Source organism: Aquimarina rubra (assembly GCF_042684305.1).
GTDB classification, from domain to species: Bacteria; Bacteroidota; Bacteroidia; order Flavobacteriales; family Flavobacteriaceae; genus Aquimarina; species Aquimarina rubra.
The window spans coordinates 54,029-69,512 of the sequence record NZ_JBHULE010000027.1 but is presented as its reverse complement, the minus strand read 5'-3'; the positions used below and the strand labels follow the sequence as shown (position 1 = coordinate 69,512).

Below are 15,484 nucleotides of genomic sequence, written 5' to 3'. Positions count from 1 at the left end.
AAGTAAAAATAAAAACAGATGAAACAATCCAACCTGATGATGGCATGCATTGCTGCTGCAATGATGTTGTTTACGATCCAATTAAATGCACAACTTACAACTCCTGAAGCTAGCCAGCGGGCACAGGTAACTCAAAGAGTAGGAATAACCGATATCACTATAGATTATGGAAGACCAAGCGTAAAAGAAAGAGAAGTTTGGGGGAAACTGGTTCCTTATGGATATAATAATCTTGGGTTCGGAACATCTACAGCTGCACCCTGGAGAGCCGGAGCTAATCAAAATAGTACTATAGAATTTTCTCACGATGTCAAAGTAGAAGGAAAAGAGATTAAAGCCGGACTTTATGGACTTCATATCGCACTAAAAGAAGATGGAGGCGCAACCATCATATTCTCTAAGAATGCAACTTCTTGGGGTAGTTATTTTTATGATGAAAAAGAAGATGCATTGCGCGTAGATGTTCAAACAAAAGAGACTCCTCATACAGAAACACTTTTGTTTTTATTTCCTTCTTTTGATGCGAATAGTACAACTGCTGTATTGAGATGGGAAAAGAAAGAAATCCCCTTTAAGATTGAGGTAGATGTTACAGCTACAGTGATGAAAGGAATAAAAGATGATCTTAGGAGCAGTGCCGGATTTACACAATCTAATTGGGATAATGCTGCTAACTACGCTTTTAATGCAGGCGATATGGATCAGGCATTAGAGTGGGTGAATACTTCTATTAGTGGTAATTTCTTTAGTAAAGAAACATTTGGCAACCTATCTCTGAAATCTCAGATTTTGGCAAAACAAGGAAAAACACAGGAAGCAATGACTCTGGTCGATAAAGCAGCTAAACTAGGCAATGCGACTCAGGTTTTTCAATTAGGAAATGGCTTGATTGCCCAGGGACAAAAGAACAAAGCTTTAGAGGTTTTAAAAAATAATGTAAAAAATAACAATGGTGCCTGGCCTTCTAATTATGGATTGGCAAGAGCATACGCTGCAACTGGTGATTATAAAAATGCTGTTAAATCCATGAATATTGCTATGAGTAATGCGCCTGAAAGATTTAAAGGTAGATTATCCGGTGAACTGGAAAAACTAAAAAAAGGCGAAGACATAAATTAAGTAAGTGAAACTCTATTTTTAATAAAGCTGTAAGCGTATTAAAAATAGTTAGTTGAACTTATCCCGTTGCAGAACGGGATCTGAAATTTTGCGAAGATTTTTATTTTTAATAAAGCTGTAAGCGTATTAAAAATAAGCACTTCAAGCAATTAAAAATGATAGCGGTTTACAAAAGGATCAGCGTTTTGCAGATCCTTTTTTTATTGACTTTAAAATAAATAAGTTAATTTTTTAAATCCTTCGTAGAATATAATTTCTTGCTATATTACAGTGTATTATTTTAGTACGATTACTATATCTTTGCACGACCAAATTTATATACATGAGTAAAGCCGTTTATATTGCTACTATTGAACCTAATAGTGGTAAATCTATTGTTGTTTTAGGATTAATGAGAATGCTACTCGGAAAAGTAGCTAGAGTAGGGTACTTCAGACCTATAATTGATGATCCTAAAGAAGGAGAGACAGACAATCATATTAATACTGTTATATCCCATTTTGAATTGGATATTAATGTTAAAAATGCTTATGCATTTACTAGAAGTGAGGTACTTCAAAAATATAATCAAGGACGTGCAGGAGCGATCATCGACGGAATTATAGAAAAATATAAAAACCTCGAGGAAAAGTTTGATTTCATTTTGGTAGAAGGAACAGATTTCTCTGATGAAGGAAGTATTATAGAATTTGATATCAATGTAATCATTGCAAAGAATTTAGGAATTCCATCCATTATTGTCGCAAGCGGGGTAGATAAAACAAAAGAAGAAATAGTAGGTAATCTAAAACTAGCCTATGATACTTTTACAAGCAAAGATGCAGAAGTAGTAGCAGTATTAGCAAACAAGGTGGCGAATGGTTGTGAAAAAGAATTAAAATCAGCACTGGAAAGGGAATTCAAAAAAGATGTTGAGCAGATCATTATTCCTAAAATTGGTTCTTTGATTAATCCTACCATAAAAGAAATTGTAAAGGAACTAGATGGTAAAGTGCTCTTCGGAAAAGAGTTTCTAAATAATCAGGCAGGTAGTTTTGGTGTTGGAGCTATGCAGCTGCGCAATTATCTTACCCATCTTAAGGATAATAGTTTGGTAATAACTCCAGGCGATCGAGCAGATATTATTTTAGGTGTTTTACAAGCGAATATATCGGATAATTATCCAAAGATTTCGGGCATTATTCTTACCGGAGGAATCATTCCTGAAGAACCTATTCTTAAGTTAATAGAAGGGGTGTCTTTATCCGTACCCATCATATCGGTACCACAAGGAACATTTTCTATAACTAATAAAATAGGAGCAATACGATCTAAAATATATGCTGATAATTTGCAAAAGATAAATACTTCGATCAGCACTTTTGAGCAATATGTGGATGCAGACCAATTAGTAGATCCGTTAATTACTTTTGAGTCGGATAGTCTGACTCCAAGTATGTTTCAGTATAATTTATTAAAAAGAGCACTTAAGCATAAAAAACATATCGTGCTACCTGAAGGATCTGATGAGAGAATTCTTAGAGCTACCTTTAGGTTACAGGCATCCAATGTTGTAGATATAACGTTAATTGGAGATGAGAAGAAAATAAAAAGTAAGGCTACTAAGCTGGATATTCCAATTGACTTTAGTAAAGTAAACATCGTTTTACCAATAAAATCTCCTCATTTTGATGATTACGTAAAAACATTTTACGAGCTTAGAAAGCATAAGAATGTGAATATGGATATGGCCAAGGATATGATGGCCGATGTTTCCTATTTTGGTACGATGATGATTTATAAAGGTCACGCAGACGGAATGGTGTCGGGAGCGGTTCATACTACGCAACATACCATAAGACCAGCATTACAGTTTATAAAAACGAAACCGGGCGTAAAAGTGGTCTCTTCGGTATTTTTTATGTGTTTAGATGATAGAGTTTCTGTATTTGGGGATTGTGCTATCAATCCTAATCCTAATGCAGAACAACTGGCAGAAATTGCGATCTCATCTGCGCAATCAGCTGCAGCATTTGGTATCGAACCAAAAGTAGCAATGTTATCGTATTCTTCTGGTACATCCGGAAAAGGAGAAGATGTAGAAACAGTAAGAGAAGCTACCAGAATAGTAAAAGAAAAGCATCCAGAACTTAAAATTGAAGGTCCGATACAGTATGATGCTGCTGTAGATATGAGAGTTGGACAGAGTAAGCTTCCGGATTCTGAAGTTGCAGGACAAGCAAGTGTTTTGATATTTCCTGATCTTAATACCGGGAATAACACCTATAAGGCTGTACAGCGAGAAACTGGAGCTTTAGCAATTGGTCCAATGCTACAGGGGTTAAACAAGCCCGTAAATGACTTAAGTAGAGGCTGTACAGTAGATGATGTATATAATACAGTTATTATTACGGCAATACAGGCACAAGGATTATAAAAAAAGAAGAGAATAAACTATGCGAATACTAGTATTAAATTCAGGAAGCTCATCTATTAAGTTTCAATTATTCGATATGCCATCTGCTCAGGTTCTTTGTTCTGGATTAGTGGAACGTATTGGGTTAGAAAATGCCAAAATCAATTATAAAACAGATACTCAGGATATCGAAAAGGAGATGGATATTCCTGACCATAAAATTGGCTTAGAATTAATAGCTTCTTTTTTATTAGATACTGGTATTGGAGTGATCGCCTCTGCTTCTGAAATCCAGGTTGTTGGTCATCGCGTAGTTCACGGTGGAAGTACTTTTGCTAAAACCGTAGAGATTAATGATGAGGTAAAACAGAAAATAGAAAAACTTTCAGCATTAGCGCCATTACACAATCCTGCTAATTTACAAGGCATTTTAGTTTCAGAAGAGATTTTTACGAATGCAAAACAAGTAGCAGTTTTTGATACAGCATTTCATCAGACAATGCCTGTTGAAGCCTACAAGTATGCAATTCCAAATTCTTTTTTAAACGAACATGATATAAGAGTTTACGGTTTCCATGGAACAAGCCATAAATATGTATCAGAACAAGCAATAGAATACTTAGGAAAACAAAATTCCAAGATCATTACTATACATTTAGGTAACGGATGTAGTATGACAGCGGTTAAAAACGGTAATAGTGTGGATCATACGCTAGGTTTTGCACCAATGAACGGATTGATTATGGGCACCAGATCGGGAGATATTGATCCTGCAGTTATCTTTTATATGGTAAAATCCTTAGGATACTCTTTAGATGAGGTAAACTCATTACTACAAAAAGAAAGTGGCATGCTGGGATTGACCGGCTTCAGTGATTTACGAGATATAGAATCCAATGCGGAAAAAGGAAATGTTGACTGTCAACAAGCATTAAAAATGAATGCGTATCGTATTAAGAAGTTTATAGGAGCTTATGCAGCTGCTATGAATGGTGTAGATGCGATCGTATTCACTGCAGGAATCGGAGAAAACTCAGATGTTATGAGAAACCTGGTGTGTTCTGAATTAGATTATTTGGGTATCCAACTGGATCAGGAAAAAAATAAGGTTAGATCAAAAGAGATCAGGGATATTAGTAAGGACACTTCCAAAGTTAAAATCCTAGTAATTCCTACAAATGAAGAACTGGAGATTGCGAAGCAGTCTATGGAGTTATTGGAGTGATTTAGTTTGATTTTATAGCATATAATATTTACGTTAAAAACTTGTATAAAAGGTTTTAGCGTTTTTTTTATGGGGAAATTTTAACATTTGTTTTTTTTGAATTCACAAAAAAAAGTATATTTTCGACATGTGTTTGTAAGAAAACACTAAACCTACTTAACGTATACTTCTTACATTTTTGCTCTATTTTTTAATCAATTCTTCCAAAGTATATATGGGGGAAAATAAAACCTAAATCTATTTATTATGATCACAAAAAACAATTTTGTAGGTGGTATGGTGATGCTACTTATTATGGTATTAAGTCCTTCGTTACAAGCTCAGCAAAACATTAAATTTGGAAATGTTTCCTTTAATAATGCAATTAACGTAGCCGGAAAACAAAGAATGTTATCACAAAAAATGTCTAAGGCATATCTGTATTTGGTGTCAAATCCCAATGATATGAAAGCGAAAAAGGATTTATTGACGTCTAAAATTTTATTTGAAAGACAAAATGCTTTTTTATTACAAAATTCCAGAAACAAATTAACTACTGCCAATATAGAAAAGGTTAATCAACTGTTTACTGATTTTAAGAAGGTATTAGAAACCACACCGGGTTACGAAAATGCCAAGAAGATAACGGATCTCAATACAGACTTATTGATGGCTTCTAACCAAACTGTAGTTTCAATCATTAATAATTCTAAATTGATTAACTCTTCGACTGATGCAGAATTGCTGGGAGATAATGTCAGTGTGGAGGATAGATTGGAATTGCAGAATACTATTAATATGGCAGGAAGACAAAGAATGCTTTCGCAGCGATTAGCCTTATATTACTATGCGAATACGATAGCTGTAAATGATAAAAATGTTTCCAGAATATTGAATAATACTTTTAATGAATTAGAAGGGGCATTAACGAAATTGATGATTTGTCAATTCAATACTCCAGAACTAGATGAAAAAATTGGGTTAGCACTGACAAAGTGGGATGCAATTAAAACTCAAAAGGAAAAATTAATGAATAAAACTTTAAAGAAAGAAGAAGTATATAAACTGAGCGATGGACTCACCATTGTGTTTAATGACATTACTAATCTTTATGAGAAAATAAATCTTTAACTCTATTAATTAAAACCCAAAACCAAATCGTATTGGAGTTTTTTTGAAGTAAGGTGTTTAATTTTTAGACACCTTACTTAGTTTTTAATAAAGTTTAGAATTCTTCTAAGCTCTGAAGAAATAAAAAAAGTGGTTTAGAATTTTCTAAAGTCAAAATACTCACGATTCTAACTAATTGAACAGGGAAACGGTTTAACTAAAAAAGACTACTTAAATAGGTTTTAAGTAGTCTCTAATCTTCAAAATGGTTTACTAATTCTTTTTATGCCCAGATACAAGTCCCATTAGGCTGACAATATCCAAAATCACAATATTCCGGCCCTCCTAAAAAAGCCATACAGCACATTCCGGGAGCTCCACAGTATACATAACGACGTGGAATTGAGGAACCTTTGATTTGTTGTTGATCTTCTTTTGTTAATTTCTGAATTCCTTTGAGGTTTAAGATTTTTTTCATTGTGTAAGTATTTAAAGTTAATAATTACAAGCAAGATAATCGTATATAAAACCTATATGCAAATGTACTTTCTTGATATTTATAAATTTCAAGAGCTTGTTTACACCGTTAGATTAGCTACAAAAAAAAAGAGACTGAATATTAGACAGTCTCTTTTGAATATGTAATTGTCAGTAATTAGTAAAGGATACATTGATTCCATCCCGAACATCTTCCTGGCTCACAAAAACTTCCTCCAGGGAAGCTGATGCGGCATTTATTACCTGTGCCTGTTCTTGGGTTTGGATTACAACATGAAATACTTGTCATAGCCCCTTTAATAGATCTTTGTTGTCCTTTAGTAAGTTTCTGCACTCCTTTTAATTCTAAGATTTTTTTCATTGTGTAAAATATTTAAGTTAATAAAGATGTTTTTTATTGAAGAGAAAAAAGGCAAACTAGTTAAGAATGCCTTTAGAGGTTTTAAACCTTTATTTTTAGTAAAGAATACATCTCCCGTATCTGTATGGATCACAGTAGCCAGGCTCGCAGAAACTTCCTCCCGGAAAACTGATCTGACAACCTCTTCCGGATGGACAGCAAGAGACATTGCCCCAAGCTCCTTTGATAGATCTTTGCTCTCCTTTACTTAATTTTTGAATTCCTTGTAAATCTAAGATTTTCTTCATTGTGTAAGATGTTTTAAGTTAATCCTTTAAAAATAAGTGAAAATTCCCTAAATATGATACGTGAAATACACTAAAAAAATAAGGTTTTTCTATAGGTTAAACTAAATAATAAGAGGCTTAAAATCATTTTTTTCACTCCTTAATGACTATTTGAAGTATAATTCTTATGTCAGAATGTAAGAAATAACTTATTAACAGGAGTGGTTTTTTGTAAAAACTTACTAATCAATACTTTATGGTATTTTAGTAAGCTAATTGTTACATTATCAACATATTGGGTAATGATTTGGTAACACATAACTCTGGTAATTTTAACAAAATAGTTTTAGCTTCGGAAGCGTTAAAATTTACTAAACTAACTCACAACGCACAATGAAAAATTTATTACTATTACTAATAATGGGATGTACCCTTATTGGTTTTGGTCAGGTACCGTCATATTATAGTGATGTGAACCTTTCTTTATCCGGACAAGCGCTAAAGAACGAATTAGCTGCAAAGGTAACCAACACACAAACCACCACTTTATCTTATACTCCCGGAGTTTGGGACGCGCTAAAGCAAACAGACCTAGATCTTGCGAACTCCTCTAAAGTGATCTTAATTTATGGCTATAGCGATACTGATGGGAATTCTACTACAGACAGAACAAGAGGAGTAAATAACAATGGTGGTGGATCTACAGATTGGAATAGAGAACATGTATATCCAAAATCTTTAGGTAATCCTAATTTAGGTACTTCAGGGCCAGGAGCTGATGCACATCATTTAAGACCTGCAGATGTACAAAGAAACTCCAGTAGAGGAAGCCGAAAGTTTGCAGATGGTTCGGGTAATTCAGGAGCAACATCTCAAGGACATTGGTATCCTGGTGATGAATTTAAAGGTGATGTAGCCCGAATGATGATGTATATGTATATTCGATATGGCAACCGTTGTTTGCCCTCTAATGTTGGAATAGGAACAGCAGTATCAGGAGATACTAATATGATTCAGTTGTTTTTAGAATGGAATGCAGACGATCCGGTTTCATCGTTAGAACTACAACGAAACCCAATCCTCGAAAATTTACAAGGAAACAGAAACCCTTTTATTGATAATCCTGCTTTTGCTACGCAAATATGGGGTGGTCCACAGGCAGAAGATCGCTTTGGAACTGGCGGTGGTGATACGCAAGCACCTAGTGTTCCTGCTTCTTTGGTAGCATCAAACACAACTACTACCGCTACACAATTATCCTGGAACGCATCAACAGATAATGTTGCAGTTACCGGATATGATATTTACAGGAACGGATCGTTTTTGAATTCTACTACGAATACAAGTTCTTCAGTAACTGGATTGTCTGCCGCTACAACCTACAGTTTTTCTGTACGGGCCAAAGATGCTGCAGGCAATGTGTCTGGATTTAGTACCGCTATCAATGTCACTACTCAGAATACTACGGGAGGAGGAAATACTTTGTGTAATTCTACAGTAACTTTATTTCCGTATAATGAAAGTTTTGAAAATACCTTCGGCGCTTGGAAACAAGCAACAACAGGAGATGATTTTAATTGGACGATTCGTTCCGGAAATACTCCGTCTTCTGGCACTGGTCCGGGTTCAGCTAATTCGGGATCTTATTATATCTATATGGAGTCTTCAACTCCAAATTATTCCAATAAAAGAGCAATTTTGTACTCTCCTTGTTACGATATTACCTCAGCAAGTCAGGCTACGTTCTCTTTTAAATATCATATGTACGGATCTTCAGCGATGGGAAGTTTAGCCGTAGAAGCAAGCTTGGATGGTACAAGCTGGACATCGATTTGGAATAGATCCGGAAATCAAGGAAATTCCTGGCAGACTGCATCCGTTAATCTAAATGCATATGTTGGTGAAAAAGTACAACTTCGTTTTAACGGAATAACAGGAACTACTTGGCAAGGAGATATGGCGGTGGATGCGGCCAACTTTTCTACTTCAGGAAATACAGGTGGAGGATCAACTACCAGTGATGTTAATTTAAGAATCACTTTTGATAATTATCCCGAAGAAACAAGTTGGGAGATACGAAACGATAGCAATCAAATAGTATATTCCGGAGGGACTTATGGATCTCAAGCTAATGGATCCACAATTAATTTATCCAGGACATTGGATTCAGGATGTTATACATTAGTAGTAAAAGATACATACGGAGATGGTATTTGTTGTAGTTATGGCAATGGCTCATACGCACTAACAGATGCTAACGGCGGAGTTCTTGTATCTGGAGGCTCTTTTGGATCGCAGGACAGTAATGGTTTTTGTGTAGGTTCGGCATCAAGGAATTTTTCTGAAGAGATGGTGAAAGAGAATGCAGCTGGACTAATGGATTTCGGTTTTTATCCCAATCCGGTAAAAGAGGTGTTGATTTTACAACTGGAAAATGCTTCAGAAGCAAATTACAAAATCGTAAATCAAATAGGTCAAGTTGTGAAAACAGGAAAAGTAACAAAACAACCTATTCCGGTAAACAGATTATCGTCGGGAATGTATTTTATATCGGTAAATGATGGAAACAAAACTGTTAGTAAGAAATTTACAAAAGAATAGTCGATAAAACAGAATATTATGAACCCCACTTTTTGTAGTGGGGTTTTTTGTTTGTATGAAAGAAAATGTATCCTGATTTCTGGACAAAATGATTTGTACACGTATATTTTTTCCAATTCCGTATAAAACGAAATGGTATCAAAACAAATTGTTATTAAGTAATTTAAATGATTAAGATAGATTAAAAATATAGCCGTTTATTCTTTTATTTTCGAATAAAAAAATAGGGAATTTTCCAACTTTTGATATAAAAATTACGGTTTATAAGTAGAATTTAGGTAATTACTCTGTAAAAACATTTATTTTTAGGGGTAAATTCCCTGTATTTTTTGAATTTAATTACTAGTATTTTACGATGAAATACACTTTTTTAATGTTTAAAATGTTAAAAAATAAAATTTTTAACATTTTCGTGTAGGTAAATTCTCTTTGAAACCTACAGGTTTTTCAGTACTTCCTACTTTTTTAGATTTTTTAAACGTAATATAATTACGGTTTAACCATATTTCTTTTTGTGTTTTTGTTTGTACATTGGAACTAAGAAAAATTATAATGCGCTTGTAATTAGTTTTTTAATAATCCCAAAATGAAATTGATATGAAAAAAAAATACTTTTTACTGGTTGACTTTTTATCACATTGGAAGTTTACCTTTTGTTAATTAAATGTGCTCTTAAAACCAATTAATTCAAATTTAGTTTTGGATTAATCCGGAGACTTACCACTCAACGATTATATAATAAAATTATTAGCTACTCATTATTACCCCACATTGATAATGAATCTATAATTAATATAAAAAAGTCGATAGCTTTTAGTTGTTAACATATATAATCGTGTTCAGACTGTGCTACTCAGTATATGCCATGTCCTGATGTGGGGAAATAAATTAATCATATAGTAATCAATAGGGTGATAAACCCGATGATATCTTAAAATATTTAGGACGGATGGGTATATCTGTAAATTTTAATATGTTTTGTGATGAATTAGAGATTTCTGAGAAAAAGAAGTCCATTATTTCATTACGCTACAATTCAATAAATAAAAAATTAAATAATGATTTTTGGAATATAAATACCAATTACGGGGGGATTTATATAGGGTGCTATGGAAGAGAGACTGCAAATGATGGTATTAAGGAGGTTGAAATGATCTTTGAGATGCCATCTCATTTGCTGGTCGAATACAAAGAATGTGGGGGAAACCCTCAGGCTAGGTTTCTAGAAGATGTTCGTAGATCGATAACATCTATATATTCTAAAACCAGTATTGATAAAGACAAACAATCCATTAAGATTCAATTTTCTGATGGGATGCTTTTCCGCGTATTTCCAGCTTTTATTAAAGATGGTGGAGGTTATGTTTTTGCAGATCTAACGGATGACGGACAATGGAATATACATAAACCTAAATCCTTACAAGAAGCTATAAAACATGTAGATGCAACCACTCATCATAATCTGAGAAAATTATGCAAGATGGTTAAGGCATGGAAACAAAACTGTAAAGTAAGGATCAAGGATGTTTTGATTGATGAGCTAGTGTACGAATTCTTATTGTACTCTAAGAAAAGGTATCTGTCGTATTTGAATTTTGATATTATGTGTTTGGATTTTTTTGAGTTTTTAATGAATCAGGAGCCATCCAAGACAACATGGAATATTGTAGGGAGTGATCAAAAAATTCATAACCCAGACAACTTTAGGTATAAGGCTATCGTTGCACATTTTAAAGCGGAAAACGCAATAAAACTTGAACATTCTGGAAGAAAATGGAATGCAACACAGAAATGGAAAGAAATATTTGGCTACAGATTCCCGGAGTCTGTTAAGGTAGAATCACAATTAAAAAAGTTATATGAAAGGGCGACATCCTTATACGAAGCGCAGAAAAAATGTGTCCGAATTTTAAATCAAAAAGTGATGACCTTTAAAGGACTTCAATTATTAATCGCTGTACTTATTGTATCTGCAATTTTGATAATCGGGTTTACGGAGGAATTTGATCTGGGATTAGGGCTGTTCATGATATCATCTGTAATGTTTTTGGTGGTTCTCTATTTTCAAAAATATAACCTAGGAAATATCTCGATGAGACATAAACAATCTGCATTGAGAACATTTTTGATAAAACAAGAATTTCAATCTTTATTAATAGATCTTAATAGGAGTGATTTAGATATTTCTGTGATTCGAAAAAGAAAAGATGAATTGCAACGTAAAATGACTGATGTATACAGAGGTACTTCAAAATCCATAGATAGGAGATATGCGAAAGCTTTAGAAAATATTCATATGATTTCTAAAATAAAGAAAAAGTTATCCATCGTAAAATCTGGACAAGTGAATATTCCTGTCTGGCAAAGTAACAAGTTTAATATGGAAAATAGTGTACAATGCTTAATGAATTATAGAAATCAAGAAGTGTAATTTGGTTTGATAAGTGGAAGATGATCCTTCTTTCTCAATGCTGAGGGGCAATGCTGAGTTTGAAGGATCATTTTATTTGTAAGCTTATAGTAGTTACTTCAAATTATTTGTTTTACGAAAATAAGCTATGTTTTATGAATACTACTATTTTGTAAAGTAAATATAATAATGGAATTCCTATAACCAGACTTATGAGAATTAATAAAAGAGCAAGTTTTCCTCCGATAAATGGAATTTTGCTGATTTCTAAGATAATAGTAACTTCACTATACATATAATATGCACTAATTGCGGTTAATGACCCAAGAAAAACATACAATAGACTCTCTAAAAAATTGAAACTAGTATATATACCAGAAATTGTGTAACATTGGTAGATGTGAAATAATAGAGCAACTCCCGCACCAATAGAAAGCATATAACTAATTTCTTTTTGATTTTTATATTGATCTCCCGCTAAAAACCGAGTTCTTACACAATCCGGACAGATAGTAGGGTTATTATGTAGACAAGTATGGCACATGCCTCTGTAACAATTATGACATTTACTTTGTGAGAATAGGTTGGTGTGTGTATGGCAGAAATAATTTTGTTTTTCTTCTTCCGTCATTATTGGACATTCTTTATTTTAAGGCACATAAATTAAAAGACAAAAATATAAAAAAAGCGTAATCATTTGAATTACGCTTTTCTATTTGTTTTTATAACTCTATGAATCGATTACTTCAGTCGCTCCAATAATTTCTCGGCAACAAGCTCTGATGAAGCAGGATTTTGCCCGGTAATTAGTAGCCCATCTTCTATAGCGTATGGACTCCAATCAGCTCTTTTAGAATATACACCTCCGTTAGCTATTAACATATCTTCTACAAGAAAGGGAACTACATCTGTTAACTGAACAGCTTCTTCTTCTGTATTAGAAAATCCGGTTACTTTTTTGTCTTTTACTAAAGGTTCTCCGTCTGTTCCTTTAGTGTTTTTAAAAATTGCCGGTGCGTGGCATACTGCTCCTACAGGTTTATTTTGATTATAAAATGATTCAATCAATGCAATAGAGACCTTGTTTTCTGCTAAATCCCATAATGGACCGTGACCTCCGGGATAAAAGATGGCATCATAATCATCGGGGTTTATAGTCGCTAGTTTGGTGGTATTAGCAAGAATAACTTGTGTTTCTTGATCCTCATTAAACCTTTTGGTTGCGGGTGTTTGAAAATCAGGTAATTCACTTTTTGGATCGATTGGTGGTTGTCCTCCTTTTGGAGAAGCAATAGTGATCTCCACACCGTTATCTTTCAAAAAATAATAAGGCGAAGCAAATTCCTCAATCCAAAATCCTGTCTTTTCTCCGGTATTTCCTAAATCACTATGACTTGTTAATACAAATAATACTTTTTTCATGGTATCTGTTTTTTATATGTTATCGTTACTTTAGATATGAAGCAAACAGTATAATTGCTGTAATTATATTTTATTAATAATACTGCAGTTTATCCTTATTCAATGTTTTTACGGGATCAAAATTAAAGCAACTTAAAACACAAAAAAATGATGTATGGTAAGAAAAGAAATTAATTTCTGGCAATTTCTTTACGAACTCTACTTAAACTTTCAGAAGTGATTCCAAGATAAGACGCAATATGGTAGTTCTTGACTAATTGTTCGATGTTTGGATATGTATTTACAAAATCAATGTATTGTTCTTTAGCTGTTTTTGATAGGTCACCTATGATTCTTTTTTGGAATGAACCAATATAGGATTCAGTTTTTATTCTAAAATAACGCTCTACTCCCGGAACTTTATCAAAAATTTCATTCATATCATCTCTGGAAAGCCTTAGCAGTGTAGCATCCTGAATACATTCAATCTGAAGAATCGCTTTTTCTTTTTTAAAAAAGGCCGTATAATCACTAATCCACCAATCTTTGATTGCAAATTGTATAGTGTGTTCCTTTGCAGATTTGTCTGTAAAAAAAGAGCGTAGACATCCGCTTTCTACATAGAATTGATGAAGAGCCCTGTCATTAGGGTGTAATAGAGTTTCTCCTTTGGATATTGTCGTTTTTTTAAGTTTTTCACTAAGAATGTTTTTATGTGCTTCACTTAGTGTTAAACCTTTAAAAATTTCTTGGAGATGCATATGATATAAATTCTAAATGCGGTTTGCATTAGGGTAAAAATATTAAAAAAGAATAAGCTTTATTTTATCTATGCCTAAAAATAAAAGAGTCTGATTATAAATAATAATCAGACTCTTTTTGTATCGTTATGTAGATGATCTACTAGTTATTGAGCATTACCGGCATAACCAGCATGGTTACGCTTTCTCCTTCATCTAATCCATCGGTAGGAGTAAGGATTCCTGCTCGATTAGGCAGAGACATTTCTAGTTGTACATCATCGGCATTAAGATTGTTTAGCATCTCACTTAAGAAACGAGAGTTAAACCCTATTTGCATATCGTCACCTTGATAATCGCAAGTAAGACGTTCTTCTGCTTTATTAGAATAATCAATATCTTCTGCAGAGATGTTCAATTCTGCACCAGCGATTTTTAATCTGATTTGATGGGTTGTTTTATTAGAGAATATGGAAACCCTACGAACCGAGTTCAGGAACTGTGTGCGAGCAATAGTTAATTTATTTGGATTCTCTTTAGGTATTACAGCTTCATAATTAGGATATTTACCATCAATTAATCTACAGATAAGCTGGGTCTCATCAAAGGTAAATTTAGCGTTAGACTCATTATACTCGATCAACACTTCTGTATCACTACCTGCTAATATTCCTTTAAGAAGATTAAGTGGTTTTTTAGGCATAATAAATTCTGCAGCTTGCGATGCTTGTACATCTTCACGAGAATACTTTACTAGTTTATGCGCATCAGTAGCTACAAAGGTTAAACTTTCTGTAGAGAACTGAAAAAACACACCGCTCATAACAGGTCTAAGATCATCGTTACCTGTAGCAAAAATCGTTTTGCTGATGGCAGTAGCCAGAATGTCACCTAGTAAGGTTGTTGAACTAGGATCTTCTAGTTCTACTGCTTTAGGAAATTCTTCTCCATCTGCATATGCCAATGCGTACTTACCGTGGTTAGAACTTATTTCTATCGTATTGTTATCTCCTGCTACAAACGTTAGTGGCTGCTCAGGAAATGTTTTTAAAGTTTCTAATAACAACTTTGCAGGAACAGCAATCATTCCTTCATCAGAAGATTCTACTTCTAGTTTTGCAGACATCGTAGTTTCCAGATCCGAAGCCGAAACCGTCAATGAGTTATTATCTAATTCGAATAAAAAGTTATCTAGAATAGGTAATGTATTGCTGTTATTAATAACACCACCTAATACCTGTAGTTGCTTTAATAAATATGAACTGGATACTATGAATTTCACCCGTTTATTTTTTTGAGATTAGTACTGTTTTACAGTAGCTATCATTTAATAGCTTTCGCAAATATAATTGTAATCTACAAGGATTTCGATATGCCAA

At 33.7% G+C, this 15,484-nt stretch carries 12 protein-coding genes; 6 read left to right on the top strand and 6 right to left on the bottom strand.

The annotated features are described in order from the left end of the window. Positions 1 to 18 precede the first annotated feature (18 nt). From ACFSR1_RS19460 to ACFSR1_RS19445, 4 genes are all read left to right on the top strand, one after another. Entirely contained in the window at positions 19 to 1,119 is a 1,101-nt protein-coding gene (locus ACFSR1_RS19460) for a DUF2911 domain-containing protein (protein ID WP_378294722.1), read from the top strand. A 322-nt stretch (positions 1,120 to 1,441) separates the two neighbouring features. Continuing rightward, a complete protein-coding gene (gene pta / locus ACFSR1_RS19455) occupies positions 1,442 to 3,535 on the top strand; it encodes a phosphate acetyltransferase (protein ID WP_378294721.1) in 2,094 nt (697 codons plus the stop codon). 19 nt (positions 3,536 to 3,554) lie between these two features. Further along, positions 3,555 to 4,739 (top strand): acetate/propionate family kinase, encoded by a 1,185-nt coding sequence (locus ACFSR1_RS19450; protein ID WP_378294720.1) that lies wholly within the window; start codon positions 3,555 to 3,557, stop codon positions 4,737 to 4,739. A gap of 246 nt (positions 4,740 to 4,985) precedes the next feature. Further along, a complete protein-coding gene (locus ACFSR1_RS19445; protein WP_378294719.1) occupies positions 4,986 to 5,849 on the top strand; it encodes a type IV pili methyl-accepting chemotaxis transducer N-terminal domain-containing protein in 864 nt (287 codons plus the stop codon). A 262-nt stretch (positions 5,850 to 6,111) separates the two neighbouring features. On the opposite strand, the gene ACFSR1_RS19440 is transcribed toward ACFSR1_RS19445, so the two are convergent. Beyond that, on the bottom strand, positions 6,112 to 6,306 hold the full coding sequence (locus ACFSR1_RS19440; RefSeq protein ID WP_378294718.1) for a hypothetical protein: 195 nt from the start codon (positions 6,304 to 6,306) through the stop codon (positions 6,112 to 6,114). 476 nt (positions 6,307 to 6,782) lie between these two features. Beyond that, positions 6,783 to 6,974: a hypothetical protein gene (locus ACFSR1_RS19435; RefSeq protein WP_378294717.1), complete on the bottom strand. Its 192-nt coding sequence runs from the start codon at positions 6,972 to 6,974 to the stop codon at positions 6,783 to 6,785. Positions 6,975 to 7,346: 372 nt separating this feature from the next. Between ACFSR1_RS19435 and ACFSR1_RS19430 the strand changes: the two genes are divergently transcribed. Then, complete coding sequence (locus ACFSR1_RS19430) at positions 7,347 to 9,554, top strand: endonuclease (RefSeq protein WP_378294716.1); 2,208 nt, start codon at positions 7,347 to 7,349, stop codon at positions 9,552 to 9,554. A gap of 949 nt (positions 9,555 to 10,503) precedes the next feature. Then, complete coding sequence (locus ACFSR1_RS19425) at positions 10,504 to 11,985, top strand: SMODS domain-containing nucleotidyltransferase (protein WP_378294715.1); 1,482 nt, start codon at positions 10,504 to 10,506, stop codon at positions 11,983 to 11,985. Between the two features lie 112 nt (positions 11,986 to 12,097). Here the strand turns inward: ACFSR1_RS19425 and ACFSR1_RS19420 are convergent, their stop codons facing one another. The 4 genes from ACFSR1_RS19420 to dnaN all read right to left on the bottom strand — a co-directional run bounded on the left by ACFSR1_RS19420 (position 12,098) and on the right by dnaN (position 15,387). Then, a complete protein-coding gene (locus ACFSR1_RS19420) occupies positions 12,098 to 12,595 on the bottom strand; it encodes a hypothetical protein (RefSeq protein WP_378294714.1) in 498 nt (165 codons plus the stop codon). Positions 12,596 to 12,705: 110 nt separating this feature from the next. Next, positions 12,706 to 13,386 (bottom strand): type 1 glutamine amidotransferase domain-containing protein, encoded by a 681-nt coding sequence (locus ACFSR1_RS19415; RefSeq protein WP_378294713.1) that lies wholly within the window; start codon positions 13,384 to 13,386, stop codon positions 12,706 to 12,708. A 170-nt stretch (positions 13,387 to 13,556) separates the two neighbouring features. Further along, positions 13,557 to 14,126 carry a Crp/Fnr family transcriptional regulator gene (locus tag ACFSR1_RS19410; RefSeq protein WP_378294712.1) on the bottom strand — a complete coding sequence of 190 codons (570 nt, stop codon included), beginning with the start codon at positions 14,124 to 14,126 and terminating at the stop codon, positions 13,557 to 13,559. Between the two features lie 142 nt (positions 14,127 to 14,268). Further along, positions 14,269 to 15,387 carry a DNA polymerase III subunit beta gene (gene dnaN, locus ACFSR1_RS19405; protein WP_378294711.1) on the bottom strand — a complete coding sequence of 373 codons (1,119 nt, stop codon included), beginning with the start codon at positions 15,385 to 15,387 and terminating at the stop codon, positions 14,269 to 14,271. Positions 15,388 to 15,484: the final 97 nt, after the last annotated feature.